28 protein-coding genes, 1 tRNA gene and 1 pseudogene are annotated in these 24,636 nt (G+C 60.7%); 10 read left to right on the top strand and 20 right to left on the bottom strand.

What is annotated here, in order from left to right; translation table 11 throughout:
• Positions 1 to 140: 140 nt before the first annotated feature.
• Positions 141 to 2,159 (bottom strand): threonine--tRNA ligase, encoded by a 2,019-nt coding sequence (thrS, locus tag KCG44_RS03900; protein ID WP_218444323.1) that lies wholly within the window; start codon positions 2,157 to 2,159, stop codon positions 141 to 143.
• Positions 2,160 to 2,285: 126 nt separating this feature from the next.
• Between thrS and KCG44_RS03895 the strand changes: the two genes are divergently transcribed.
• The 5 genes from KCG44_RS03895 to KCG44_RS03875 all read left to right on the top strand — a co-directional run bounded on the left by KCG44_RS03895 (position 2,286) and on the right by KCG44_RS03875 (position 5,427).
• Entirely contained in the window at positions 2,286 to 3,038 is a 753-nt protein-coding gene (locus KCG44_RS03895) for an SDR family NAD(P)-dependent oxidoreductase (protein ID WP_218444321.1), read from the top strand.
• A 334-nt stretch (positions 3,039 to 3,372) separates the two neighbouring features.
• Complete coding sequence (locus KCG44_RS03890) at positions 3,373 to 3,765, top strand: hypothetical protein (RefSeq protein WP_218444320.1); 393 nt, start codon at positions 3,373 to 3,375, stop codon at positions 3,763 to 3,765.
• The gene (locus KCG44_RS03885; protein ID WP_218444319.1) at positions 3,762 to 3,968 is read left to right on the top strand and encodes a helix-turn-helix transcriptional regulator; all 207 of its coding nucleotides are present in this window, start codon (positions 3,762 to 3,764) and stop codon (positions 3,966 to 3,968) included. Before KCG44_RS03890 ends, KCG44_RS03885 begins: the two co-directional genes overlap by 4 nt.
• 9 nt (positions 3,969 to 3,977) lie before the next feature.
• The gene (locus tag KCG44_RS03880; RefSeq protein ID WP_218444318.1) at positions 3,978 to 4,724 is read left to right on the top strand and encodes an alpha/beta hydrolase; all 747 of its coding nucleotides are present in this window, start codon (positions 3,978 to 3,980) and stop codon (positions 4,722 to 4,724) included.
• Positions 4,725 to 4,728: 4 nt separating this feature from the next.
• The gene (locus KCG44_RS03875; protein ID WP_218444316.1) at positions 4,729 to 5,427 is read left to right on the top strand and encodes a tetratricopeptide repeat protein; all 699 of its coding nucleotides are present in this window, start codon (positions 4,729 to 4,731) and stop codon (positions 5,425 to 5,427) included.
• Here the strand turns inward: KCG44_RS03875 and KCG44_RS03870 are convergent.
• A complete protein-coding gene (locus KCG44_RS03870; protein ID WP_218444315.1) occupies positions 5,420 to 5,863 on the bottom strand; it encodes a DUF2244 domain-containing protein in 444 nt (147 codons plus the stop codon). The genes KCG44_RS03875 and KCG44_RS03870 overlap by 8 nt on opposite strands.
• Positions 5,864 to 5,914: 51 nt before the next feature.
• Here KCG44_RS03870 and nth point away from each other — a divergent pair, with 51 nt between their 5' ends.
• On the top strand, positions 5,915 to 6,553 hold the full coding sequence (gene nth, locus KCG44_RS03865) for an endonuclease III (protein WP_218444314.1): 639 nt from the start codon (positions 5,915 to 5,917) through the stop codon (positions 6,551 to 6,553).
• Between the two features lie 566 nt (positions 6,554 to 7,119).
• Positions 7,120 to 7,196 (top strand) — tRNA-Arg (locus KCG44_RS03860).
• A gap of 332 nt (positions 7,197 to 7,528) precedes the next feature.
• On the opposite strand, the gene KCG44_RS03855 is transcribed toward KCG44_RS03860, so the two are convergent.
• The 7 genes from KCG44_RS03855 to KCG44_RS03825 all read right to left on the bottom strand — a co-directional run bounded on the left by KCG44_RS03855 (position 7,529) and on the right by KCG44_RS03825 (position 12,577).
• Positions 7,529 to 7,825 (bottom strand): hypothetical protein, encoded by a 297-nt coding sequence (locus KCG44_RS03855; RefSeq protein WP_218444313.1) that lies wholly within the window; start codon positions 7,823 to 7,825, stop codon positions 7,529 to 7,531.
• A 44-nt stretch (positions 7,826 to 7,869) separates the two neighbouring features.
• Entirely contained in the window at positions 7,870 to 8,280 is a 411-nt protein-coding gene (locus tag KCG44_RS03850) for a hypothetical protein (RefSeq protein WP_218444311.1), read from the bottom strand.
• Positions 8,281 to 8,408: 128 nt separating this feature from the next.
• The gene (locus KCG44_RS03845) at positions 8,409 to 8,900 is read right to left on the bottom strand and encodes a hypothetical protein (RefSeq protein ID WP_218444310.1); all 492 of its coding nucleotides are present in this window, start codon (positions 8,898 to 8,900) and stop codon (positions 8,409 to 8,411) included.
• A 56-nt stretch (positions 8,901 to 8,956) separates the two neighbouring features.
• The gene (locus KCG44_RS03840; protein ID WP_218444309.1) at positions 8,957 to 10,075 is read right to left on the bottom strand and encodes a cysteine desulfurase family protein; all 1,119 of its coding nucleotides are present in this window, start codon (positions 10,073 to 10,075) and stop codon (positions 8,957 to 8,959) included.
• 3 nt (positions 10,076 to 10,078) lie between these two features.
• Positions 10,079 to 10,456 carry a DsrE/DsrF/TusD sulfur relay family protein gene (locus KCG44_RS03835; protein ID WP_218444308.1) on the bottom strand — a complete coding sequence of 126 codons (378 nt, stop codon included), beginning with the start codon at positions 10,454 to 10,456 and terminating at the stop codon, positions 10,079 to 10,081.
• Between the two features lie 46 nt (positions 10,457 to 10,502).
• A complete protein-coding gene (locus KCG44_RS03830) occupies positions 10,503 to 11,840 on the bottom strand; it encodes an MFS transporter (RefSeq protein WP_218444306.1) in 1,338 nt (445 codons plus the stop codon).
• Positions 11,837 to 12,577, bottom strand: coding sequence for an MBL fold metallo-hydrolase (locus KCG44_RS03825; protein ID WP_218444305.1), 741 nt, complete (start codon positions 12,575 to 12,577; stop codon positions 11,837 to 11,839). The genes KCG44_RS03830 and KCG44_RS03825 overlap by 4 nt, the downstream gene beginning before the upstream one ends.
• A 121-nt stretch (positions 12,578 to 12,698) precedes the next feature.
• Here KCG44_RS03825 and KCG44_RS03820 point away from each other — a divergent pair, with 121 nt between their 5' ends.
• Positions 12,699 to 13,364: an ArsR/SmtB family transcription factor gene (locus tag KCG44_RS03820; RefSeq protein WP_218444304.1), complete on the top strand. Its 666-nt coding sequence runs from the start codon at positions 12,699 to 12,701 to the stop codon at positions 13,362 to 13,364.
• A 221-nt stretch (positions 13,365 to 13,585) separates the two neighbouring features.
• A complete protein-coding gene (locus KCG44_RS03815; RefSeq protein ID WP_218444303.1) occupies positions 13,586 to 14,515 on the top strand; it encodes a LysR family transcriptional regulator in 930 nt (309 codons plus the stop codon).
• 170 nt (positions 14,516 to 14,685) lie between these two features.
• Here KCG44_RS03815 and KCG44_RS03810 read toward each other — a convergent pair whose 3' ends face one another.
• Positions 14,686 to 15,153 (bottom strand): GNAT family N-acetyltransferase, encoded by a 468-nt coding sequence (locus KCG44_RS03810; protein WP_218444302.1) that lies wholly within the window; start codon positions 15,151 to 15,153, stop codon positions 14,686 to 14,688.
• A 354-nt stretch (positions 15,154 to 15,507) separates the two neighbouring features.
• On the opposite strand from KCG44_RS03810, the pseudogene KCG44_RS03805 reads away from it, so the two are divergent.
• Positions 15,508 to 15,863, top strand: a pseudogene (locus KCG44_RS03805) (integrase core domain-containing protein); the annotation flags it as partial.
• A 228-nt stretch (positions 15,864 to 16,091) separates the two neighbouring features.
• Here KCG44_RS03805 and KCG44_RS03800 read toward each other — a convergent pair.
• Genes KCG44_RS03800 through KCG44_RS03755 form a run of 10 tightly spaced genes read right to left on the bottom strand, consistent with a single transcriptional unit; the run spans position 16,092 to position 24,602 of the window.
• On the bottom strand, positions 16,092 to 16,352 hold the full coding sequence (locus KCG44_RS03800) for a DUF2274 domain-containing protein (protein ID WP_218444300.1): 261 nt from the start codon (positions 16,350 to 16,352) through the stop codon (positions 16,092 to 16,094).
• On the bottom strand, positions 16,349 to 17,563 hold the full coding sequence (locus KCG44_RS03795; RefSeq protein WP_218444299.1) for a TraB/TrbI/VirB10 family type IV secretion system protein: 1,215 nt from the start codon (positions 17,561 to 17,563) through the stop codon (positions 16,349 to 16,351). Before KCG44_RS03795 ends, KCG44_RS03800 begins: the two co-directional genes overlap by 4 nt.
• Positions 17,560 to 18,543, bottom strand: coding sequence for a P-type conjugative transfer protein TrbG (trbG, locus tag KCG44_RS03790; RefSeq protein WP_218444298.1), 984 nt, complete (start codon positions 18,541 to 18,543; stop codon positions 17,560 to 17,562). Before trbG ends, KCG44_RS03795 begins: the two co-directional genes overlap by 4 nt.
• A complete protein-coding gene (gene trbF / locus KCG44_RS03785) occupies positions 18,540 to 19,229 on the bottom strand; it encodes a conjugal transfer protein TrbF (RefSeq protein WP_218444297.1) in 690 nt (229 codons plus the stop codon). Before trbF ends, trbG begins: the two co-directional genes overlap by 4 nt.
• A complete protein-coding gene (trbL, locus tag KCG44_RS03780; RefSeq protein ID WP_218444295.1) occupies positions 19,226 to 20,521 on the bottom strand; it encodes a P-type conjugative transfer protein TrbL in 1,296 nt (431 codons plus the stop codon). Before trbL ends, trbF begins: the two co-directional genes overlap by 4 nt.
• Positions 20,522 to 20,524: 3 nt before the next feature.
• A complete protein-coding gene (trbK-alt, locus tag KCG44_RS03775) occupies positions 20,525 to 20,809 on the bottom strand; it encodes a putative entry exclusion protein TrbK-alt (protein WP_218444294.1) in 285 nt (94 codons plus the stop codon).
• A 2-nt stretch (positions 20,810 to 20,811) separates the two neighbouring features.
• Positions 20,812 to 21,582: a P-type conjugative transfer protein TrbJ gene (gene trbJ / locus KCG44_RS03770; protein ID WP_218444293.1), complete on the bottom strand. Its 771-nt coding sequence runs from the start codon at positions 21,580 to 21,582 to the stop codon at positions 20,812 to 20,814.
• Complete coding sequence (gene trbE, locus KCG44_RS03765; protein WP_218444292.1) at positions 21,582 to 24,035, bottom strand: conjugal transfer protein TrbE; 2,454 nt, start codon at positions 24,033 to 24,035, stop codon at positions 21,582 to 21,584. The genes trbJ and trbE overlap by 1 nt, the downstream gene beginning before the upstream one ends.
• Before the next feature lie 4 nt (positions 24,036 to 24,039).
• Positions 24,040 to 24,309, bottom strand: a complete 270-nt coding sequence (locus KCG44_RS03760; RefSeq protein WP_218444291.1) for a VirB3 family type IV secretion system protein — start codon at positions 24,307 to 24,309, stop codon at positions 24,040 to 24,042.
• Positions 24,309 to 24,602, bottom strand: a complete 294-nt coding sequence (locus KCG44_RS03755; RefSeq protein ID WP_292900118.1) for a TrbC/VirB2 family type IV secretion system protein — start codon at positions 24,600 to 24,602, stop codon at positions 24,309 to 24,311. Before KCG44_RS03755 ends, KCG44_RS03760 begins: the two co-directional genes overlap by 1 nt.
• Positions 24,603 to 24,636: the final 34 nt, after the last annotated feature.

Here is a 24,636-nt window from a genome sequence, read left to right as displayed (position 1 = left end):
GATACCGGCCTGCGCTGGTATGACTTGTAGTGTTGAGTGCAAAATCTCAAAAACCGATCCTCCTGAGCGCAGTCGAAGGATGATCGGGAATGGGTGGGCGGCTCGTACCTTTCACCCGCAGACCTCACGCGCGGCAGGAGCTACCTGCGCAGATCCGGTGCCTTCGCTTCGCCCGTCAGTTCCACTTCGATCTCCTCGAGCGTGATCACGCGCTGGTGCTTGTCGGCGCCGAGACGGCGAACGGCGACCGTGCCTTCATCGGCCTCGCGTTTTCCAACGACCAGCAGGTACGGCACCTTTGCCAGCGAATGCTCGCGCACCTTATAGTTGATTTTCTCGTTGCGCAGGTCGGTGTCAACGCGAAGGCCAAGATTTTTCAGGCGTTCGGCGACCTTCTCGGCATAGGTATCCGCATCGGAAACGATGGTCGCCACCACGGCCTGCACCGGCGCCAGCCATACCGGCATGCGGCCGGCATGATTCTCAATCAGGATACCGATGAAACGTTCATAGGAGCCATAGATCGCGCGGTGCAGCATGATGGGCCGGTGCTTCTCGCCGTCCTCGCCAATATAGCTCGCATCGAGGCGTTCCGGCAGCACGCGGTCGGACTGGATCGTACCGACCTGCCAGGTACGGCCAATCGCGTCGGTCAGGTGCCATTCGAGCTTCGGTGCATAAAACGCGCCCTCGCCCGGCAGTTCTTCCCAGCCATATTCTTCGGTCGCCATCCCGGCCTCGACCACGGCGTTCCTGAGTTCGTCCTCCGCCTTGTCCCAGTCGGCGTCGGAGCCGAAGCGTTTTTCCGGGCGCAGCGCGAGCTTGATGGAATAGGTGAAGCCGAAGTCCTTATAGACCCGCTCGGCAAGTTCACAGAAGGCGCGAACCTCCTCCACCACCTGCGCCTCGGTGCAGAAGATGTGCGCGTCGTCCTGCGTGAACTGGCGCACGCGCATCAGGCCGTGCAGCGCGCCATGCGGCTCGTTGCGGTGGCAGCAGCCCATCTCGCCCAGCCGGATCGGCAGGTCGCGATAGGAGGTGATGCCCTGCTTGAAGACCAGCACGTGCGCCGGGCAGTTCATGGGCTTGATCGCCATCCAGTCCGCATCCTTGGCGACAGCCGGTGCCTTGTCCTCTCCGTCGGGCACGATATCCGGTACCGCGAACATGTTTTCGGCATATTTGCCCCAATGGCCGGACTGTTCCCACTGGCGCACGTCCATGACCTGCGGCGTCTTGATCTCGCGGTAACCCGCACTGTCCATCCGGCGGCGCATATAGGCCTCCAGCTCGCGCCAGATCATGTAGCCGTTCGGGTGCCAGAAAACGCTGCCATGCGCTTCGGCCTGCAGATGGAACAGGTCCATTTCCTGACCCAGCTTGCGATGGTCGCGCTTTGCGGCCTCCTCCAGCCGCAGCAAGTGCGCCTTCAGCTGCTTCTTGTTCAGCCAGCCGGTGCCGTAGATGCGCGACAGCTGCGCATTGGCCTGATCGCCGCGCCAATAGGCGCCCGACACGCGGGTCAGCTTGAAGGCGGCCGGATCCAGCTTGCCGGTCGAGGCCAAATGCGGACCGCGGCAAAGGTCCAGCCATGAGCCGTCCGCGCCCGGTGCGCCCGAATGATACACCGTCAGGGCCTCGCCCTCGGGCAGTTCCTCCGCCCATTCCGCCTTGAAAGTCTCGCCCTTGTCCCTGAACCATTGGATCAGGCGGTTGCGGGTCCATTCCTCGCGCACCAGCGGCTTGTCGGCCTTGATGATGCGGCGCATCTCTTCCTCGATCGCCGGCAGGTCGTCCTCGGTGAACGGCCCGCGCGATTCCGGCGCGGCAAAATCATAATAGAAGCCGTCATCGGTCGCGGGACCGAAGGTGATCTGCGTTCCTGGAAACAGCGACTGCACCGCCTCCGCCATCACATGCGCATAGTCATGCCGCACCAGTTCCAGCGCGTCGGCCTCGTCCTTCGCGGTAATCAGCGCCAGGTCGGCATCACCATCGAAGGGTCGCATGATATCGCGCACCTCGCCATCGACGCGCGCGGCCAGCGCGGCCTTTGCAAGGCCGGGACCAATGGCCGCGGCGATGTCGGCTGGCGTGGCACCGGGCGCGACTTCGCGGACGGAGTCATCGGGCAGGCGGATTTTGAACATGTCTGTCATAGTGCTGGCGCATATGGCCCCGCACGCTGGGGGCGGCAAGATCAATGTCGCCTTTCCCCACTATGCTCAGGTTCGTGAAGGGCGCGCGCCTGCTAGCGTTCCCGGCGAACAAAGCGAGGAACGACCATGACCGATATGCAGGGAAAGACCGCACTCATCACCGGCGGCGCAGGCGAAATCGGCGTGGCCACGGCCCGCGTTCTTGCCGCGCGCGGTGCGCGAACCGTCGTCGCCGATAGGGAGGGCGCGGACTGGTCCGCCCTCGACGCGGCTGTGCCTGATGCCGTGAAACTGCACGGCGATGTGACGCGCGAAGCCGACTGGCAGGGGATGGTCGCGGACTGCATTGAGGCTGCAGGCGCGCCAACCATGTTCTTCAATAATGCGGGGGTCGAAGGCAAAGTCGCGTCGATCCATGAAACCTCCGCCGAGGATTTCGAAAAAGTCATGGCCGTCAATGTGCGCGGCGTCTTTCTGGGGCTGAAGCACGTCATTCCGATCATGGTCGGCGCTGCCGGCGGATCCATCGTCAACGCATCGAGCGTTGCAGGCCTTGAAGCGGGCGCGGGTCTGGCCCCCTACACAACCAGCAAACATGCCGTTATCGGCCTGACGAGAACGGCAGCCGCGGAGTATGCCGCGCAAGGGATCCGCGTGAACAGCGTCCACCCCGGCCCTATTGACAGCCGCATGATGTCATCGCTTGAGGGCGGTCTGGGTCCGGATTTCGAACGCAGCCAGATGACCGCACAGATCCCCATGGGCCGCTATGGCCGACCTGAAGAAGTTGCCGAACTGACCGCCTTCCTGCTGTCCGACGCCGCCAGCTACTGCAATGGCGGGAGGTACACGGCGGATGGCGGAATGACGCAAAGCTAAATATATGATGTGAAAAGCCTATTGGAGATCGTTCAGTATATTGGTCGCACTATCGAACCGGCCGCATGACCAAATGAGCATTTATCTGATTCCCGCTCGAAGGCCTCAAATCCAGCCATTGCTGTGCCGAGTGAAGATATATGAGGCTGTTTGCCCATATCGTGCTTCCTGCACACTCAATCATTTGATTCCGCCATGAAACAAATCTGAACCAGGGGAATATATCCGGTTTTCTCAAACACTGGGCGCGGAAAGCGCGGACCTGCAACCAGGCTTGACAATTCTCGCATCAAAAAAGTAAAGTATCCTTGTCAATTTATCGAGGAAACTTGTCATGCCTAATACGCCTGCCCAGCGCATCATGCGCCAGCGACTTATTCCCCTGACGGTCATTTATCTGGCGGGTTGTCTCGCTGCGATGTTGTTCATCAATTTCGCCGGTCCACCGGATATCGTCGTCTACCTGATCTCGCTGCTTCTGTCGGTGCCCCTGGTCGCCTGCATTTTTGTGATCTGGCGCTATGTCACTGAGGAGAAAGATGAATATATCCGGATGATGTTTGTTCAGAATATGGTTGTGTCCACGGGGTTTACGCTGGCCGTAACGACAATCTGGGGCGTGCTTGAGCTTTATGCGGATGCCCCGGCCCTGCCGATTTACTACACGCTCGTCATCTGGTGCGTCGGGCTGGCGCTCAGCCACCTCTACCGCAGGATATTCGCATGAAGTCGCGCCTGAAGGTGCTGCGCGCTGAACGGGACTGGAGCCAGGCCGACCTGGCCGAGGTTCTCGGCGTGTCGCGGCAAAGCGTGAATGCCATCGAAACCGGCAAATATGATCCCAGCCTGCCACTGGCCTTTCACATTGCGCGCGTTTTCGGCCTGTCCATCGAAGAGGTGTTCGTGGACCCGAACGCCGACGATGCGTAGGTAGCTGGTATGACAGACATCCGGTATCTCGAACGCGATGGCAAACGCCTCGCCTATCGCCATCGCAGCGCCGCCGCCCAGACTGGCAAGCCGACGATCGTTTTCCTGCCCGGCTATATGTCCGATATGGACGGCGGAAAGGCGAGCGCTCTTGACGATTGGGCCGCATCGACGGGGACGGCAATGCTCAGGCTGGATTATTCCGGATGCGGCGCTTCGGACGGGGCCTTTGCAGACGGTACGCTCGACAGCTGGCGGGACGATGTCCTGCACCTGATCGAGGAACGGATCGAAGGCCCCGTGCTGCTGGTCGGCTCCTCCATGGGCGGCTGGCTGATGGTACTGGTCGCGATGGCGATCCCGGCGCGCGTCGCCGGCATGGTCGGCATTGCCGCCGCGCCCGACTTCACCGCATGGGGTTTTTCGGACAGGGACCGCGCAAAGCTCGCGCGCGGCGAAACATTGTCGGCGCCGTCGGAATATTTCGACGAGCCCTACATCACGACGCCTGGCTTCTGGCTGTCAGGCGAGGCCAATCGCGTCCTTGGCGGCTCCATTGGGCTGATTTGCCCGGTACGCCTGCTGCACGGGCAGTCCGATTCCGACGTTCCGTGGGAAATTTCAGTGCAACTGGCGGAGCGGCTCGCTTCACCCGACGTACAGGTGCGGTTGGTCAAGGACGGCGACCATAGGCTGTCACGTGACCAGGATATTATCATGCTGCTGACGACGGTCGCCGGTTTGATCGAGGGCTGATCCCATGAGCACCATCGCCGCATTTTTCCTGATGGCCATGCAGGCCGCGACCGCCCCTGCGAGCGGCCCGTCTCAGGCGCCGACAGAGCCGAGCGCCGCCGATGCCTATGCCGATTGCGTGCGCATGGCAGCCGCGCAGCCAGCGCGCGCGGACACGCTTGCGCGTCGATGGATTGCGCAGGATGGCGGCGCCCCGGCGCGGCACTGTCTGGCACTTGCCCAGCTGCAACAGGATGATGCGGCCGGCGCGGCGAAGACGCTGGCGGAGGCGGCGCGGATGGCGGAAAGTTCCGGCGACCGGTTCGCCGCCGATCTTTATGGACAGGCCGGCAATGCCGCGCTGCTTGCCGAACAGCCCGCCGAAGCCGCGGATCTGCTGGGGCGCGCGATCATCTCGCTGGGCCGCTCGCGCATCGGCCTCCGTGCGCAACTGCTGGTCGACCGCGCCCGGGCGCTGGCCGAGCAGGGCAAGCTGGACATGGCCCGCACCGATTTGTTCGCGGCAACGCGCGATGACACGCACAATCACAGCGCGTGGCTATTGCTGGCGGCCGCAGAACGACGGTCAGGCAATCTGGTGGGCGCGGAAAGCGCGATTACCAAGGCGCTGGCCCTGGCGCCCGATGATCCCGATACGCTGCGTGAAGCGGCCCTGATCGCGACAGCGAGAGAGCCGACGCCGGCAGCAAAACCGCCTAGCTGAGTTCCCGGCGTATGAGACCGTAGACATCTTCGCGTTCGCGGGCCGACAAATGTTTGCCGATCAGCAGCTTTCGATCCTTATGCGTCAACCATAGCCGATTGGTCGGCGGGCTGAGCTTTTCCAGCTGCACCCGTGTCCAGTTTCTGGGCAATGTCCAGCTTTGCATGGCACCACATGGCGCGACACGGTCGAAGCGCACTTCCGAAACCCCGACCCGCAGGCGCTCAAACGCCTTCGACCCCCGCGCGCTGGCGCGAAAGGCCCAGATCAGCAGCGCAAGATCAATGGCCAGGAACGGCAGGACCAGCCACGCCCCCAGAAACCAGAAACGCACCGCGGCAAATGCCATGACCAGAGCCGTCGCGCCGATGACAATCAATGCGTGCTTGTAGCCAAGCGGCGGCGGCGGCCGCAAAGTCAGGTCGAGTCGATCCATAGCTGCGCGAAGACTTATCACGTCGTACCGGCCCCGCTAAGACCGGGCGTCATGAAGCCGCAGGACATTCGCACATTCTTCGCCGCGCTGGCCGCGGATCGACCGGATCCGCAGACCGAACTCGACTTCGTCAATGACTATACATTGCTGGTCGCCGTCGTGCTGTCGGCGCAGGCCACCGATGTCGGCGTGAACAAGGCCACGGCGAAGCTGTTCGAAACCGTTCGCGATCCCGCCGCCATGGTTGCGCTTGGCGAAGATGGCCTCAGGCAGCACATCCGGACCATCGGCCTGTTCAACTCAAAGGCGAAGAACGTCATCGCCCTGTCGGAAATCCTGCTGGCCCGGCATGGGGGCCGTGTTCCCCGCACCCGCGGCGAACTGGAGGCGCTGCCCGGTGTCGGGCGTAAAACCGCGAATGTGGTCCTCAACGAGGCCTTTGGGGACCCGACCCTGGCCGTCGACACCCATGTGTTCCGGGTCTCCAATCGCACCGGGCTCGCCACGGGCAAGACCGTCGAGGCGGTCGAGAAGAAACTGATGAAGGTCGTTCCGGACGATTACATGATGGGCGCGCATCACTGGCTGATCCTGCATGGTCGGCATTTGTGCAAGGCGCGAAAACCGGAGTGTTTTCGGTGTCCTGTCGCAGAACTCTGCGCATTCAACGCAAAATCTACCAGACGTTAACACGCATTAACCACCTGTTCACTTCCTGTCATCTATGACAGCAATGTCACTTGCGTGACGAGTTGTGTATCAGTACCCGCCGGGGTTTGTCAGAGTATGGACCGGCCCCGGTGCGGCTGGGATGACGCCGCCGCGACGTGCGCAACGACCAACGCAATTCGCCTGGCGGCCTCCATGTTCTTGAAACCGAGTCCGGCTTAGGAGGCCTCCGCGAAGGCACCGCCTGCGGCCTCGGCCGGTTCGTGAAACGAAATGACCGAAGCGCGGCCAGCAAACGAGGCGCAGTCAGCAAATAGGTCCGGCGCTGATACTCGTGGACGCGCGTTTTACAAAGGCGTCGAATCCCGACTGGCGGGCAGCCGATCACTTTGCTAAACGCCCTCGCAAGCACCCGTAGCTCAGCTGGATAGAGCGTCGCCCTCCGAAGGCGGATGTCAAGTCTGGCGGTTGCGAAAGGTGTTGGAAGAAAGAAGTGACTAAACAACGGTTTGGGTGAATGTCGGGTTTGCCCTTTAGACCGACGAAAATTTCGCGTAAGCATGGCGTAAGCATCTCGCGAACGGTATGCACCCGTAGCTCAGCTGGATAGAGCGTCGCCCTCCGAAGGCGAAGGCCACAGGTTCGAATCCTGTCGGGTGCGCCATTTTTTAAAAAGTATTTAAGCCTGAGAATTTGGACGCCATGCTCCCCTCTCTGCTTATGAATCACAATCGAGATGAGATGTGCGGTCGATTTTGGGCTGGGCTTAGTTGCAATCGACGAAAAAGATACCGAAACACTCGAGAATTTAGAATGACTGGTTCATAGTATCGAAGCACACATGCACAAAACGACTTTTTTGGGTAGGTGAAGACGAGACTCGAAGCGGCGACACTTTAAGAAACATGCGACATTGTCGAGAAAACCGGAACCGCTAGTGCGGCTAGGTTCGCATCGGCTCGTATCGAACAGATTGCTTGCTTGATTGCCCAAATATCACTCTAGTCCCTGGCAAAAAATCAACACTTGTCCATTTTCGGAGATTAGGGAGAACGCCGCGGTTTTTACACCAATTTGGACATCCGGCGTGCGCGGCGGGGGCGCCTTGATCCCATATTCGCACAGTTCGGCGACAATCTCATATTTCAAATTAATGGAGCCAGCCGACAATCCTAGCTCGTACCATTTGGTTCTTGTCTGCCAATAGACGGCTGCAACCAGCGAAATGGTCATAAGCAACCCGATGGCCACGAGCAAAATAATGCGGCTCGGGTTTTCAGTTTTGCGATTCAAAAAAATCTCTCCTTCCAAACCACCATCAAGGTGAACTCTTGCAATTAACCGTCGGATGAATGCTGGGATTGAAACCATTCGGCCAATTTGAGTGCTACACCGATGAACAGGGCAGCACCGGCGCCATAGGCAGGTATTACGACAATCGCCAGAGCGTCCTGCGCGTCGGATGAAGTGGTATCGATAAATGTGGCATACCAAACCCAAAGCCAAAGCACGAGCATAGTGGCGATAGCCACGATGATCGCTACCCGGCTCCATCTTTTCCGTAAAGTGCAGCCTGATACGAACAGGATTAGATACGGCACAGCGAGGAGTCCGGCGGCAAGAAAAAATCCGCCGACCTTTTCTATGGCGCGCAGATCATCGGAAATGATCGGTACGACCGTCAGGATGCTAATCAGTACTGCGATCAGCGCGGCAATACCGAGTGTTCTATTTGATGTTGAACGCATCCTGGCTACTCCCGTACATATCTAAGATCCGACTCGAGATAGGTCGTGTTTGGTCAATCTGATGAATAAGCTCGCTTCCAGGCGTGTTTTGTCTCTCCCGGCCGAAGCTTGCCTCTTTTGGGACTGGCTCAGTTTTCTGCGCAAGCAGGAGCTATTCCCCATACGAGCTTCTCTGTTGAGTCGTCTGTCGTCGGCAACCGGAACTGCATTTGGTGGGCGCTTATCGCTTCGTTGACGATCGGTTCGCTGACAACTACACCGTCAATGGACAGCGCCAAGGATTTGCCGATGCGGCTTGAGGTTTCACGACTTATTTGCTCGACTGCCTCGAGTGCAAAAACGACCTCGACATCCATCATTGCGCCATCAGCCACACGCCAGGATACCTGCTTGATGCTGTCGGACGGTACGCTCCAGGAGCCGATCCTCATCATGGATGGAGACAGCTCCTCGGGCCGGCATATCTGTTCAAATTCCGAAGAAGGCATTTGCCGCGATCCCGCAGCAAGTTTGCCTCCGGTGTCGTTCCCGTTTGGAATGCCAAGAGTGTAGATCGCCAACGCAATTGCGGCGACGAGAAGCAATGCCACGGTAAGGAGCGAGTTTCTGGTAAGTTTCATATTTCACCTTTGGTTTTGGACAAGGGGGCATGCGGCGATGTGGGCGCATCAATTGCTCAAGTGAGCACTTGGGAAATGGCTTCAACCGCCGCGTCAATCTCGTTTTTTGTGGTTTCGCGTCCGAGGCTGAAGCGGATAGCGCCGATGCCCGTTTCGGGAGGCACACCCATGGCCTCGAGCACGGGCGAAAGCTCGATCCGTCCTGAGTGACAGGCGGAGCCTGTTGAGGCGGCGACGTTATGTACTGCGGCAAGCAGGTCTGCGCCGACGCGTCCAACGAAGGATACGTTCAAGGTATTCGGCAAACGTTCTTCAGCGTGTCCGTTGAGCATGACGCGCTCGCCGAATCGCTCAAGGAGCATGTTCCACAGGCGATCCCGCATTGCTTTCATATTGGCAACCGTGGACAGGTCGCCAGCGAGACGGCAGGCTTCCCCCAGCGCTGCTGTCAGGATCGCGCTTTCTGTTCCTGCGCGACGGCCACTCTCATGTCCGGCACCGTGGAGGAGTGGCTCCAATTGAGTTCCTTCCCGGACGTAAAGCGCACCAACCCCCTTTGGCGCGTAGAGTTTGTGGCCAGCAATGGTCAGCATATCAACCCCCAGTTCGTCGACCCGAGTTGATAGCTTTCCGACAGATTGCGCCGCGTCGGTATGGAACGGTATGCCGTTATCGCGGGCGATCGCCGCGCATTCGACGATGGGCTGGATGGTGCCGACCTCGTTGTTGGCGTGCATGATGCTGATCAGGATCGTATCTGCCGTAAGAGCGCGTCTGAGATCCTCGGGATCGATCTGTCCGGTCGTGTCGACTGGCAACCAGGTGATCTTAGCGCCCAGACGTTCAAGGAACCGGCATGGCGTGACGATCGCCGGATGTTCGATCCTTGTGGTGATGATGTGGGGCCGTTCCTTGCCTGCAGCGAAAAAGACGCCTTTGAGGGCCAGATTGTTGGCCTCGCTGCCGCCGCTGGTAAAAACGATCTCTTCCGGCGCGCATCCGAGCAGATCGGCGACCTGGCCCCGCGCCCTGTTCAGGATTTCCTTCGCCGGCGCGCCGGCCCAATGACCGCTTGAAGGATTTCCATACGCCGTTCCCATCGTCTCGCGCATGACGGAGGCAACTTCCGGCGCGATCGGCGTGCTCGCATTGTAGTCGAGATATATCTTATCCATGGCTCAAAACACCAAGACCTTGTCGGCCGCCAGGGTCGCGTCGGTCAACTCGTCCATCGTGCTGCGCCGGGCACCGTCGATGACGTCGCCTTCATTCATGCCACGCGCGTCCATACAGGTGCCGCAGAGAAGCAGAGTGCCCCTGCCGGACGTTACCCGCTTCAGCATGCGTTCCAGATTGTAGTAGCCGTCGGGCGTTTTCTGCCCCTTGCGGGCGGCGGTAACCGCATCCCCCATCAGGAAGACGGTGACCTCAGCGGATTTCTTCAAAAGCCCGTGGGCGAGGCGCAGGCCGTTGAAGCATCGCTCCGTCCCATAGGGTGGGTCGTTTACAACAATGAGAACCGGTTTTTCGGTTTTCTCAGCAGGATGCAATGTCATATGTGGTCTCGTTTCTCTGTAAGCATAAAACTGATCGTGGCGGCTGTTACGGATGCGAACACATTGCCCCCCGGTTAAGGCCGCGGCCCGGATGTGTTTCCGCCATGCCGAGGATCAGCCAAACGCCTGAGATGGCCATGGCGATCCCGGTGAACCAGAACGCAGCGGCCAAAACTCCCGTGGTATCGGCAATGAACCCCATGGCGAGCGCGCCGATGGCGTAGCCGAGATCGCGCCAGAACCGATAGACGCCAAGTGCGGAACCTCGCCAGGAAGGGTGCGCGATGTCGCTAACCGCAGCGATCAATGTCGGGTAGAGAAGCGCCATGCCAATCCCGGTGACCGCCGCAGCCACACTCCACGCCAGGACGGTGTCGAACAAGGGGAAGACCAGCACACCGATGGCGCATAGGAAGAAGCCCGCGACCGCTGGCGGTTTACGCCCAACAGCGTCGGATAAGGGGCCGGTCCAGAGCTGACTGCCGCCCCAAACAAACCCATAGATCCCGGTAACCCAGCCGATTTCGATCAGGCTCGCGCCCTCAGCGATCATGAATACAGGCACGAGCACCCAGATTAGCGCGTCAACGAATTTTTCGACACTGCCAGCCTGCGCGAGGGCCATGAAAGTCGGATTGCGCCAAGTGACCAGGGCGAAGATCTGGGCCGATGTCGGGTTTTCCGGCCCTTCGACGTACAACGGACGCGGCCCGCTTGTCCTTTCCGACTGGTGGCGCGCGGCTTCCGCTCTTGCGTGGGGCAATGTTTCAGTGAAGGCCAGGACGCCTGCCGCCAGCGCCACAAGAATGACAGTTAGACCGAAGACGAAGAGGCTCATGCGCGGATCGAAATAGGTTGCCAGATAGCCGGTCATGAGCCCAGCCAGCGCCACGCCGCCATAGCCGGCGAATTCGTTGAATCCAGTGGCCAACCCGCGTTCGGAGCCCTTGACGATATCCATCTTGGCAGTGACGGTCATCGACCAGCAGAAGCCCTGGTTGATGCCCAGAAGCAGGTTGGCCGCGACGATCCACCCCCAGCTGGGCGCATAGAGGATCATGAAGGGTATCGGGAGCGCAGCAAGCCAACCCCAGATCAATACGCGTCGCCGCCCGACCCGTTCGGATATCCGGCCGGAGACAAAATTCATGGCCCCTTTGACCAGACCGAAGGAGACGACGAAAGCAAAGACGGCAATCATCGACCCCTTGGCGACGCCGAACTCAGTTTCGGCCAGCGCCGGAATTACCGTACGTTGGAGACCGATGGTAAGGCCAACGAAAAAAACCTGGAGGAGTTGCTCCAAAAAAGGACGCAGATTAGCACGAATGCCGAGCGCAAATACGTCATTTGGCTCAGCGCGCAATGTAGCCGGTGTCGTCATACCGCTGGAGCCTCATCACCGGAATTGATCGCTCGGATGCGGGCTGCTTGGGGTGGGGCCGGCGGGATATCCTGAGCCATAGCGCGCACAAACGCGCTTTCGTCATCGATTCTCAGGGCGTGATTGTTGTGTTTTTCGAAACCAATTGTGGAGGTTGGCTTGCCACTCAGCCCACGGCCACAAACAGAGCCGGAATAGGCGCCGGGCAGGACCTCCACATGATCCGGCAAAGCCATAAGCTTTCCGGTGGAACGATAAAGGTCCCGCGCGCCCACTTCAACGCTGGTTGCAAGTTCGGTACGACCAAGATCCCCAACCATCAACGTGTGACCGGTAAGGGCAAACCAGGGGTCCTGTGATCGGGAGCGATCTGTGACGACCAGTGAGATATGCTCCGGCGTATGTCCGGGCGTGTGAAGCACCTCAAGGATGACGTTTCCCAATTCAAGCACATCGCCATCATGAACGCCTTTGAAGGCATATTGGACATCTGCTCCGGCAAACAGCACATAGTCGCCCTTCGCCGCTTCGGCCAATGCGCGTCCGGACGAGATGTGATCGGCATGCAGATGGGTGTCGATGACGTAACGAATGCCCAGCTCCAGCTCTGCCGCGGCATGCAGGTAAGGCTCGATGTCGCCCACGGGGTCGACGACAGCGCCGATCGCCTGGCCGCCACATCCCAGAAGATACGATGCTGCAACGGGTTCAGTATGCAGGAATTGGCGCAAGATCATGAGAAACCTCCATAGTTGGCAAATTTCAGGGTGCGGAGCCAAGGCCGAATGGCCTTGACAATCTCAGACAATTTTATTATTCAATTAATCACTTGAACACTAGATATCATGGAATCCTGTTATGTCAAGCAGCGCCAAATCAGCTCTTCTGGAAGAATACGCTCTGATTGCGCACGCCTTGTCGGCGCCCGCGCGGCTGATGATCCTGGAACAGCTGGCGCAGATGGAGCGCGGTGTCGAGGCGCTGGCCGGTAAGACTGGTCTCACCACAGCCAATTGCTCGCAGCATCTTCAGCAATTGCGCCGCGCGGGGCTCGTCGCCAGCCGCCGCGATGGAAATGCCGTCATCTACCGGTTGACGGATGCGCGGACTCTCGAACTTATGGAGTTGTTGCGCATCGTTGCCGAACGCAACCGCGCTGAGGTCGAACACATTCTGAGAGGTCTGGCGGGTGGAGGCGAGACCCCGGAAGCCATTAGTCGGGATGTTCTGGCCGCTCGTCTTAGCGAAGGATCCGTAACGATCCTAGATATCCGGCCAGCTGACGAATACGCAGCCGGCCATATCCCCGGTGCGCTCAACGCTGCTCTTACGGATCTGGATCGGATCATTCCGTCCCTCGATCCCGATGCTGAGATCGTTGCGTACTGCCGCGGACCTTATTGCATTTATGCCCATCAAGCCGTTGCCGCCTTGCGAAAACGGGGTCTAAACGCGAGGCGTTTAGAGGGTGGTCTGCCAGAGTGGCGAGAGGATGGACTGCCCGTGCTTGCGGAAAGGCCCTGAACGGATGTCGAAACGACCTCCTTTCAAGGATCAAACCCCACCTTCTGTGTTATCTCGCAGCCGCATATGAACCCCGATGCTTCCATAAAGCGGCTTCAGGAACGATATTATGTTGTGGTCAATATGGTTTTGGCACAAAAGGTTCGATGATCTGATGTGCTTCGACAAGGCGCCGCAAGGAAAGGCGCAATCCGCTACCGGCGTTGCCCTTCTGACATGAGATGTCCGGGCTTAGCTATGGTCATCTGGATTTCTGTGACCTCGAAGTCTTGTTGCTGGTTTCCGAGTTGGGAAGTATCCGAAAAGCAAGTAGAGATCTCGGCATTGGTCAGTCATCGGTGACCCGACGTGTGCAAAAAATAGAAGACGCATTAGGTGTTTCCTTGTTTGAACGCAGTACCACCGGCGTCAGACTAACCAATGCAGGTTGGGGCTTTGTGGGAAATGTCCGCACATTGGCCAGCAACTTGAAAGCGGCTGCTGAAACGGCAGAGGCAGCTGGCATCGGCGGCAACGGTCAATTGCGCATAGGCTTGATCGCCTCGCTTTCACGTGGATCTCTTAGGAAAATCGTGTCCGGTTTTGTCAACCGGTATCCTGATGTTGAAATTACGTTCACGGAATCCCGGCGCGGAGAGCTAATGACACTACTCAGTCATAGAATGCTTGATGTTGTGTTCGCCGCTGGGAAGCCTCCATCTGAGCATGGTGATATGCTTCTAACAGTGGAGGAAGGCCTCTATTTTGCCGTTTCACGTCACCACCACCTTGCGGAAAAGCAGCATGTCTCATGGGCAGAAGTCGAAGAAATGGAATTCGTGGTAAGCACCGAGGAGCCTGGCCCGGAAATCAAAGACTACATTTTGCGGAAAATCAGCAATCTTGGTAGGCAGGCTAAAATCCGACAGCACCGCCTAGACCGTGAAGGCATCATGAATCTCGTGGGGCTGGGTTTGGGCGTCAGCCTTGTCGCCGAGCATTGGTGCGGTGTGCGATATCCGAACGTTAAGTTTATCCCAATCATGGGGAATCAAACGGCTGAGAGGATTCCGTTCTCACTGACCTGGCGCCCCGAGAACGACAATCCCGCCCTGAGGCGATTCTTGAGCCTCGCTCGGGAGCACGCGAAGGCGAAAGCTGTTCCTTCCTAGCCTTGGTGAATCCGTGATCGGTCGCCATGAACCGCTCGATTTCCCCCTCGGACGAACCAGGTCAAGAGGAAGGCCCGTCTGGATTCACGCTGAAGTGAACCGGCTGGAAGCCGGTGGTCTGTATCCAGATAATGGAAAATCCATCCTCAAAATTGGGATATAATATCTGCTTAACTCGATGCAACGGAGCAAAACTTATATACCGTATCTCCTTCTGTACGATAAGTGCGAAAGCCAATTGCTTCATAAAATGACACTGCTCGCGCATTGGTCTTGCTCATAGTTGCATCGATAAATTCTATACCAGACTCTTGTGCATTTTTTATGGTTTGCTTGAATAGCAAGCGTCCAACTCCTTTCCTTGGTAGCGTCAAGTCAACGTAGGTGCCAATAACTCCCCAGCCTGGCGTCACGTCATATTCGTTTCCAACGCCGACCTTTTTTAATGACTGGAAACCTATCACCTGCCCTGTTCCTGATAGGGCCACCAAGCAAGAAACTTGATCTGGATGATTAATATAGAAAGACGTAATATGTTGAACGGAACCAGGTCTTGCACTGCTCCAACTATCTAGAATTGTTTGTAAAATTTCGCTCATTCGGGGCGCATCTATTGGTGTTGCTGGCCTGATTTTCATTTTTTGAACGTCCCCTTGAAAAAGCTCAGATTGAATGAATGAGGTTTGATCAAGAACTGTTCTGCGCAAAATATACGGTCAAAACAAATAATACGGAATCTCAAACATTGTGACATTCGATCAAATAAGTACGTCTACTCTGTCTATCTGTGTTGATTTCTGCAAAATTTTTCAGAAGTGGCAAACGGTCAAGTCATTTTCTTTTGCGCAGGATTGCAAATCTAAGAATCATAAAACCACATCAGGACCAATTGACGACAAAGGACCGCTTCATTTGTTCCAAGTTCTTTGATTGTCTCGCCGTATGCATCATTGCACTTATTGATAACACGCCAGATGGAATATACAACCAATCGCGCCGAAGATATCGTGGCAACGCCGGATCCGGCCTGCCAGCACCTTGGCTATCCTAAGACGATCCGCGTCGATCAGGGCTCCGAAATCATCTCACGCGATCTGGGCCTATGGGCCTACCAGCACGGCGTTACCTGTACTTCTCTCGGCCGGGAAAGCCGACGGACAACGCCTTCATCGAGGCCTTCAACGGGCGGTTCAGGGCGGAATTCCTGAATGCACACTGGTTCCTGAGCCTTGCAGATGCAGCCGAAAAGTTGGAGGATTGGCGCAAGGACTACAACGAACACAGACCTCATGGTGCCATCGGCAACAAGGTGCCGGAGGACTTGATGAAATCAGAACACACAGCCAGCCGTGTTCCTGATTTGGTCCGGAAGACTCTAGCCCACCCCGAGGGCACGTTGGGTAGTACTCCAAGGCTAACCTCAACATGAGGAACTTTCAGGGGAGCAGGTCAAGCATTGTCGCCAACCATTGGCGGGGTGTTGAATATCCAAACTTTGTTTCATTTTTCGTTCGACAACGCTTTGAATGTATCCAGTTATCACTGATTTCTCGTCCCGAGAACGACAACTCCGCTATCAGGCGGCTCCCGAGTCTTGTCCGGGTGCACGCGAGGACGCACGCTGTTCCTTCCTAGCCTTGGCAAATCCGCGATCGGTCGCCATGAACCGCTCGATCATCGGTACGATGAGCTTCGCCGGTTCCTGCACCGGCTGTACGGTTTCGCGCCCCAAGACTTCCGCGTAGGCGATGAGATCGCGGTGGACGGATGCTGGGAGTTCGATGGCTACCTTCACGGGTTTGTCGTCGGCGAGCGGGCCGAGTTTCAGCTTGGTCATTGATAGCCTCTTTGCGGTTCGAGAATGAGGTCGCGGGTGACGACGACGCGGACTGGGAAACCCGGACGGATGGTCAGTGTCGGCGGCACGGCGAGTTGACGGCGCACGATCTCGTCACCGGCGCGACCGATCGTGTCCTGCGACCCTTCCCGTATGGCACGGGCGATGTCGCTGTCATCATCAGCGCCCAATTCCGCACCGATGTTGAGAACTGTCGCGAGGCCCGCGGCGAGAAACAATCGGCCCCAGTGGTGATCAACACGATCCTCGAGCCCCGCATAGCCGGCCGGGTCGGCGCCCGGCTGGCGTTCGAGGACGATGGAGCGTCCGTCTGGCAGGATCAATCGCGTCCAGACCAACAGCGCACGCCGTTGACCAAAGTCGACGCGGCTATCGTATTCGCCGAGGAGGCGTGAGCCCTGCGGGATCAAGAGATAACGCCCACTCGGACTGTCATAGACGTGGGACGTAACCTGGGCGGTGACCTGTCCGGGCAAGTCTGAGCGCAATCCGGTGATGAGTGCGGCCGGGATCACGGTGCCGGCCTGGATGACATAGGGGCTCGGCGGACTTGTCAGACGGTCAGCGCTCATCGTGCGCCGATCGACATCGCGCCCCAAGAACGCTTCGTGCCTGTCGGCCGCGTCGTGCGGTGCGGTTTCGGCCGAGACGGGAAAGAGATTACCGTTGCTCGCGGGCACAGTTGCACTGGGCGGGCGGGTATTCCCACGTGCGACCGTGTTCGCCTCGGCGAACAGCTGGCTGAGGCGGGCCGCCTCCTGCTCCTGAAGCCGCCGCTGCTCTTCGGGATCGACCGCTGGGCCAGTGGCGGGGACGGCAGGCACGGGCTGGCCGCGTTCCCGGGCGCTCAAGATCGGGCGGCCGAGTTCGCCAGGTAGCGGCGGACCGAGTTGCGGGATACTGCCGTAGTCACGTGGGAGCCGGGTCAGTCCTTCGGCTTCCTGGACACGCTCGGTCGAGAACAGTTCGTCCGGTCCGTCGATTGCTCCACGGTCCTGGAGCGCGAAGATGAGGATCGCGGCGAGCCCAAGCCCGCCGCCGGTGGCGAGAACGGTGATAGCCTTGCGGGACAAGCGCATGACGCGAGGTGGGTCGGCGCGGAGCCGGAGTTCCTCGGCGATATCGCGTTCCGAACGAGGATTCTCTGTCTGATCATGTTCGGCCCGGCCGGGCTGGGGTTCATCTGTCATCTGGACTCTCCGTTTTGACGCCGAGGCGGAGCTGGCCTGCGTCGCTCGCCATCTGTGCGAACGATGCGGACCGTTTGCTGGTTCCTGCCACCGAGGCGCAGTTCGGCCGCGGCGAACAGCCGGTCGACGATGAGCACGTTGCGGTGGACGCGGGTGTTGGCGATCTCAGTCCCGCCATCGGCGCCGATGACGAAGAGCGGCGGCATGTCGCCCTGCACGATCCCGCGCGGGAAAACGATATAGACCCGGCGGCCGTCATCGAACACGGATCTCGGTCGCCAGGGCGGCCTGTCACCCTCGATAGCGTATCGATAACGCCGCTGGGCGGTCGAGGGGATTTCGGGCCGGGTCACCGCCGGTGGCCAGGTCACACCTGCGACGCGCGGATAGGCCCAGGCAACGGATGGCATGTAGGTTTCCTCGTCCGAACGCAGCTCGACGAGATAGGTGCGCCGGTCGGTGTTGATGACGAGATTGGTGGTGATCTCGGGCCGGGTCGGCTTGACCAGGATATGGACGCGCTCGGTGCGCCCGCTGCCGCTGCGGGTGTCGCCGATGATCCAGCGGGCGGTATCGCCGGCGGCAATCGGACCCTCGCCGATCAGCCGTTCGCCGGGCTCCAGAGCGATGTCGGTGATCTGTCCCGGGGCGGCGTAGACCTGATAGAGCGCGCCCTCGCTCCATGGGAAGATCTGAATGGCGTTGTAGTAACCCTCGCGGCGCGGTTCGACGCGGGCTGCGGCGTTTGCATTGATGACACGAGCTTCGGGCGTCCGCGCGTTCTCGCCGCCACGCGAGGGCGTCCAGGCGGGCGGCGTATGGACCGGTCGCGGCGGCTGTTCGACGACCGGAGGCGGCGGCGCGGGCAGTGACGGCACGTCCTCGTCGTAGGTGATCTCAGGCGGTCGGAAGGTGGCGCAGCCCGCGAGAGACAAGCCCATGAGAATGGCAAGCGGGAGGGTCAGGGTTCTGGGGTTCATTCTGGCATCTCCCGCGACCAGTTGATGGCATGAACGAAGACGCCGAGGGGGTTTTTCCTGAGGCGTTCAGCTGTACGGGGCGGCTGGAGGGCCACGGTCAGGATCGCCGTCCAGCGCTCGGTCGCTGCGAGCTGACTGTTGGCATAGCGACGTTCGACCCAGGCGACGCGGAAGCTGTTTTCCGATGCCCGGATCACGCTGGAGATTTCGACGGCGACCTGAGTTTCGCCGACCTTGGCGAAGGGATCGTTGACGCGGGCATAGTCATTGAGCGCGAGCGCGCCGCGATCGGTGGCGAAGTCATATGCCCTGAGCCAGTTCTCGCGCAGCACGATCGGGTCTGCTGGCACCTGCCGGACATTCTCGACGAAGCGCGCGAGGTGGAAGGCGATCTGCGGATCGGTTGGCCGATAGTCTGCAGCGGCGGGTGCTACGGCCTGCGCGGCGCCGAGACGGTCGACTTCCACGACATAGGGGACGATCGTGCCCTGCGTGGATTGCCAGACGAGCGCCGCGCCAAGCCCGCCGGTCATCAGCAGGCAACCGAAGGCCATCAGTCGCCAGTTCCTCGCCTGAACGCGGGCTGAGCCGATGCGTTCGTCCCAGACCTGGGCCGCCTTCTGGTAGGGGGTGACTGGTTTCGGTGTCTTCCCATAGTGCACGCTGGGGCGTTTGAAGAGTCTCATGGTTTCTCCGATAGGCTGACCGACGTCCCGCCGCCGCCATGGTCTCCGGATCGGATCACATGGGCGGTCGTGGCGACGCCGTGGTGGAGGGATTGCTGACGCTTGAGTTTGTGCGCCCAGACGGGTGGGCCGTCATTGGCAGGCGTGGATGCCGCTGCGCCACCAGTGACCGAGCCGCCGGTCGCGCTAAAGGCCGCGCGCGATCCGGACTGATAGCTGTCCTTCATGGACTGGCCCATGCGCCGGAGTGGACTTGCCGCGGTGCTCATGCCGGCCTTGCCAACACTAGCCATTCCACCGGCGACGCCTGCCGCACCGCCACCTGCGGTCGTATGTCCGATCTTGTAGGCGGTAGACGCGCCGCCCGCGATCGAAGCGGCGCCGCGTGCGCCTGCGCCGACTGCGGACGCGGCCATCTTGCCGCCCGCCAGACCACCGACAACCATGCCGCCGGCGGCGAGGCCTGTGCCGACTGCTGCGCCCGCACCGAGTTGAGGCCCGCCGGAGACGATGCCGTTGGCGATACCCGGACCGAAAATGCCGAGCGCGAGCAGCGAGAGCGCCGCGAGCACGATGGCCATGGCGTCCTCGATCGTCGGCTCGCCGGTAAAGCCCGCGGTGAAGGTGCCGAAGATGGTCGAGCCGATGCCGACGATGACGGCGAGCACCAACACCTTGACACCGGACGAGATGACGAGGCCGAGCACGCGTTCGGCCATGAACGCGGTCTTGTTGAAGAGCCCGAAGGGCACGAGAATGAAACCCGCAAGCGTCGCCAGCTTGAACTCGATCAGCGTGACGAAGAGCTGGATGGCGAGGATGAAGAAGGAGAGCAGCACGATCACCCAGGCGAAGAGCAAGATCGTGATCTGGATGAAATTGTCGAAGAAGGAGACGAAGCCCATGAGGTCGCCCACGGACTCAAGCAGCGGCCGTCCGGCCTCGAGCCCGACCTCGGCGATGCGACCTGGCTGCAAAAGCTCACCGGCACTCAGCGATCCACCGGAGGCGACTAGCCCCAGCCCCGCAAAACTCTCGAAGACGATACGGGCGAGCTGGTTCCAGTTGCCGATGATGTAGGCGAAGATGCCGACGAAGAGCGTCTTCTTGACGAGCCGCGCGATGATGTCGTCATCCGCGCCCCAGGCCCAGAAGAGCGCGGCCAGCGTGACGTCGATGGCGATGAGTGTGGTCGCGAGGAAGGCGACGTCGCCGCCGAGCAATCCGAAGCCGCTATCGATATAGCGGGTGAAGACGTCCAGGAATCGATCGATAACGCCGACGCCACCCATGGTCTATTCCTCCTCCCGGCCAGACCTGGAACCGCCGGGCGCGAAGAAGCGCCGGCGGTTCTCGGCCCAGGCCTCGCGGCAGACAGTGTCGGTCTCGACCTCCTCCATGGCGAGCGTGCGGCACCGCCGGAGCGTGGCGCGCAGCGGATCGTCGGCCGGATCAGACACCGAAACAGGCATCTGCTCCGGGACGACGGCGTCACGGAACTCGAAGGTGGCGGCAAGCGCCGCGAGGCCACCGAGGCTGAATGCGATGAGCCGCAGGATATGGTCGGGACCGGTCACCATGGTCAGTTGCTGAACATGCGCACGGTCGTCGGACGGTAGCCGCTGCCATAGTCGAGGAAGCGGTTGAGGTTCTCGCGCGCCTGTGCTTCGGCTGAGGCAACGCGCGCGGCCTCCAGAGCCTGGGCTCGGTTTGAGGCGGCGATGGCGGCGGTGAGATCCGCGATCTGGCTCGACTGTAGCGCCAGCAACTGGTTGCCCGCCTGCGCCGCCTGCAGGGCGCCGGTCGCGCCCTGGCTGCGGGCGACGAGCGCCTGCATCTGCGAGCGGGCGCCCTCGATGTTGCCAACGACGCCGGCCTGGACGCGGAGCGCATCCTCGAAGCCGGCGACAGAATTCTCCCACCGCTCGCGTGCATTGCCGACCATCGCGTCGAAATTTCCGGACGCGGCGGCCGTCCCATATTGCTCAGTAAAGGCGCGCTCAATGTCGGCGACATCGTGGGCGACGCGCTGCGCCTCATTCAGGAGCTGCTGTGTGCGTTGCACCGAAGCCTGTAATTCGGCGAGCGACGAGTATGGCAGGCTCGCGAGATTGCGCGCCTGATTCATCAGCATCTGCGCCTGATTCTGGAGCTGGGTGATCTGGTTGTTGATCTGCTCCAGGGCGCGGGCGGCCTGCAGGATGTTCTGGGCGTGGTTGGTCGGATCGTAGACGATCCGGCCGAACAGGGCGTGCGCGGGCTGGGCCATCATCGGGCCAAGGGCAATGGGCGTGGCGAGCAAAGTCGCAGCCAAGAGCTGTGCGGGGAGCGAGCGTTTTCGAAACCGTGTCATCAGGTGTTCTCCTTTGTTTCGGTGGGGCTTGTCGGGGTGATGGTGTCGCCGAGCAGTTCGACGGCCCAGTCGAGACCGCGGCGTCTCAGCCAGGCGGTGGCAAAACCCGCGCGGCCGTGTTCGGCCAGCGTCTCGGCTATGGCGGCCTGGTCGAATTTCGACGAAGTGGCCGTAAAGGCGAGCGCGACCTCGCCGAGCCCCAGATCGAAGAGCCGGTTGCCGCGCCGGGACTGGCAGTAGTAGTCGCGCTTGGATGTCGCCCTGGCGACGATCTCGATCTGGCGGTCGTTGAGCCCGAAGCGGCGATAGATGGCGGCGATCTGCGGTTCGAAAGCGCGCTCGTTAGGCAAGAAGATGCGCGTCGGGCAGCTCTCGACGATCGCCGGTGCGATGTTCGATCCGTCGATGTCGGCGAGCGACTGGGTGGCGAAGATCACGCTCGCATTCTTCTTGCGGAGCGTTTTCAGCCATTCGCGGAGCTGGCCGCCGAAGGTCTGATCATCGAGCGCTAGCCAGCCTTCATCGACGATGATGAGGCTGGGCCGCCCGTCGAGCCGTCCCTCGATACGATGGAACAGATAGGCGAGCACGGCGGGCGTTGCGGCAGACCCGATCAGCCCCTCGGTTTCGAAGGCCTGGACATCGGCCGTGCCGAGTTCTTCTCGTTCGGCGTCGAGGAGACGGCCGAACGGACCACCGAGGCAGAACGGTGCGAGCGCGCGTTTGAGTTCATTCGATTGCAGCAAGGCAGACAGTCCGGTCAGGGTCCGCTCTTCGACCGGTGCGGAAGCGAGCGAGGTCAGCGTCGACCAGAGATGGTCGCGGGCGGTCGGGTCGATGGAAACGCCCTCCCGGGCGAGCAGTCCGGCCAACCAATCCTGCGCCCAGGCGCGTTCGGCCGCATCATCGATGCGCGCGAGAGGCTGGAGCTGGACAGCGGCTTCGCCCTCGGAGAGGGCGAGACCGAGATCCTCCCAGTCTCCGCCCATTGCAATAGTGGCGCAGCGGATCGAGCCACCGAAGTCGAAGGCGAAGATCTGTGCTACTTCGTATCGGCGGAACTGGAGGGCCATCAGCGCAAGCAGGACCGACTTGCCCGATCCGGTCGGTCCGACGATCAGTGAGTGACCGACGTCACCGACGTGGTTGGAGAAGCGGAACGGGGTCGCGCCCTCGGTCTCGGCATAGAAGAGCGGCGGGCCGTCCAGATGATCGTTGCGCGCCGGCCCGGCCCAGACAGCTGAAATCGGGACCATGTGGGCGAGGTTGAGTGTCGAGATCGGCGGCTGGCGGACATTGGCGTAGAGGTGACCGGGCAGCGAGCCGAGCCAGGCCTCGATCGCGTTGAGGCTCTCAGGGATAGCCGTGAAATCGCGGCCCTGGACGATCTTTTCCGCGGCCTTGAGTTTCGCGTCAGCGGTGCGCTCGTCCTCGTCCCAGACCGTGATCGTGGCGGTGACATAAGCGGCGCCCACCATGTCGGTCCCGAGTTCCTGCAGTGCTTCGTCGGCATCGGCCGCCTTGTTGGCGGCGTCGGAATCCAGAAGTGTCGAGGTCTCGTTGGTCATCACCTCCTTGAGGATCGCCGCGACGGACTTCCTCTTGGCGAACCATTGGCGGCGGATACGCGTGAAGAGCTTCGTGGCGTCGGTCTTGTCAAGGCAGATGGCGCGCGTCGCCCAGCGGTATTCGAAGGCCTGGCCGTTCAATTCGTCGAGCAGTCCGGGCCAGGTCGCGGTCGGGAAACCCACGATGGAGAGCGTCTTGATGTAGGCGTCGCCAAGCCGAGGTGCGAGGCCGCCGATGAGCGCGGTGTCCGCGAGCAGCGCATCGAGATGCATCGGCGTTTCGGGTACGTGTACGCGCTGGCGACGCGCTGAGATCGCCGAATGGAGGTAGGTGAGCGTCTCGGCATCGGAGAGCCAGGCCGCTTCGGGCATGAAGCCGTCGAAGAGGTCGAGCAGGCGGTCGGTGCGTGAAACGAAGCTTGCGACATGTTCGCGCGGATCGACGCCGGTCTCGGCCGCACCCTCATAAAGCCACCGTCCGGCGCGGCTCGCCTCTTCGGCGGGCGGCATCCAGACGAGCGTCAGAAAATACTGGCTCTCGAAGTGCGAATCGGCTTCCTCAAACTGCGCACGCCGCTCCGCATCCACCAGGGCGGAGACGGGATCGGGGAACTGGGACAACGGATAGGCGCGCGCCGGGACGCGCTGCGCCTCGACAAAGACCGCCCAGCCGGAACCAAGTCGTCTCAGCGCATTGTTGAGTCGGCCGGCCGTCGCAACCAGCTCTGCCGGGGTCGCAGAATCGAGGTCGGGACCGCGAAACCGCGCCGTGCGCTGCAGGCTGCCGTCCTTGTTGAGCACGACGCCCTCATCTATCAGTGCCGCCCAGGGCAGATAGTCGGCGAGCAAGGCCGTCTTGGAGCGATATTCGGCGAGCCGCATCATCGTCTCACACCCCCAGCCAGGTCGGGTAACGCAGGTGGCGCCGCGCGACGTCGACGATCTGAGCGTCCCGCTTCGCGGCCCAGACCGCGAGGAGATGGCCGATCAACCAGAAGAGGATGCCGACGATCCACAAGCGCAGACCCAATCCGATGGCGGCCGCAAGCGTGCCGTTGGCGATGGCGACCGCGCGTGGTGCGCCGGCCAGCAGGATCGGTTCGCTCAGCGCCCTATGGACGGGCGCGTAGAAACCGGGAATGTCGTCGCCGTCGCGCATCACACCAGCGCCCCGCCGCCGAAGGAGAAGAAGGAGAGGAAGAAGCTCGACGCGGCAAATGCGATGGAGAGACCGAAGACGATCTGCACAAGCCGCCGGAACCCGCCGGACGTGTCGCCGAAGGCGAGCGTCAGGCCGGTGATGATAATGATGATGACGGCGACGATCTTGGCGACCGGCCCCTCAATCGATTCCAGGATGGATTGCAACGGCGCTTCCCAAGGCATGCCGGAACCGGCCGCATGGGCGGGATCTGCAGCTATGACGAGGCCGAGGGCGAGAGCGCCGGCGATCTGCGGCCAGCGCGGGTGGATGGGTAATGGACGG

The organism is Pacificimonas pallii, assembly GCF_019204005.1.
Lineage (GTDB): Bacteria > Pseudomonadota > Alphaproteobacteria > Sphingomonadales > Sphingomonadaceae > Pacificimonas > Pacificimonas pallii.
The sequence above is the reverse complement of the archived record's forward strand: the minus strand, read 5'-3'. Positions and strand labels throughout refer to the sequence as shown.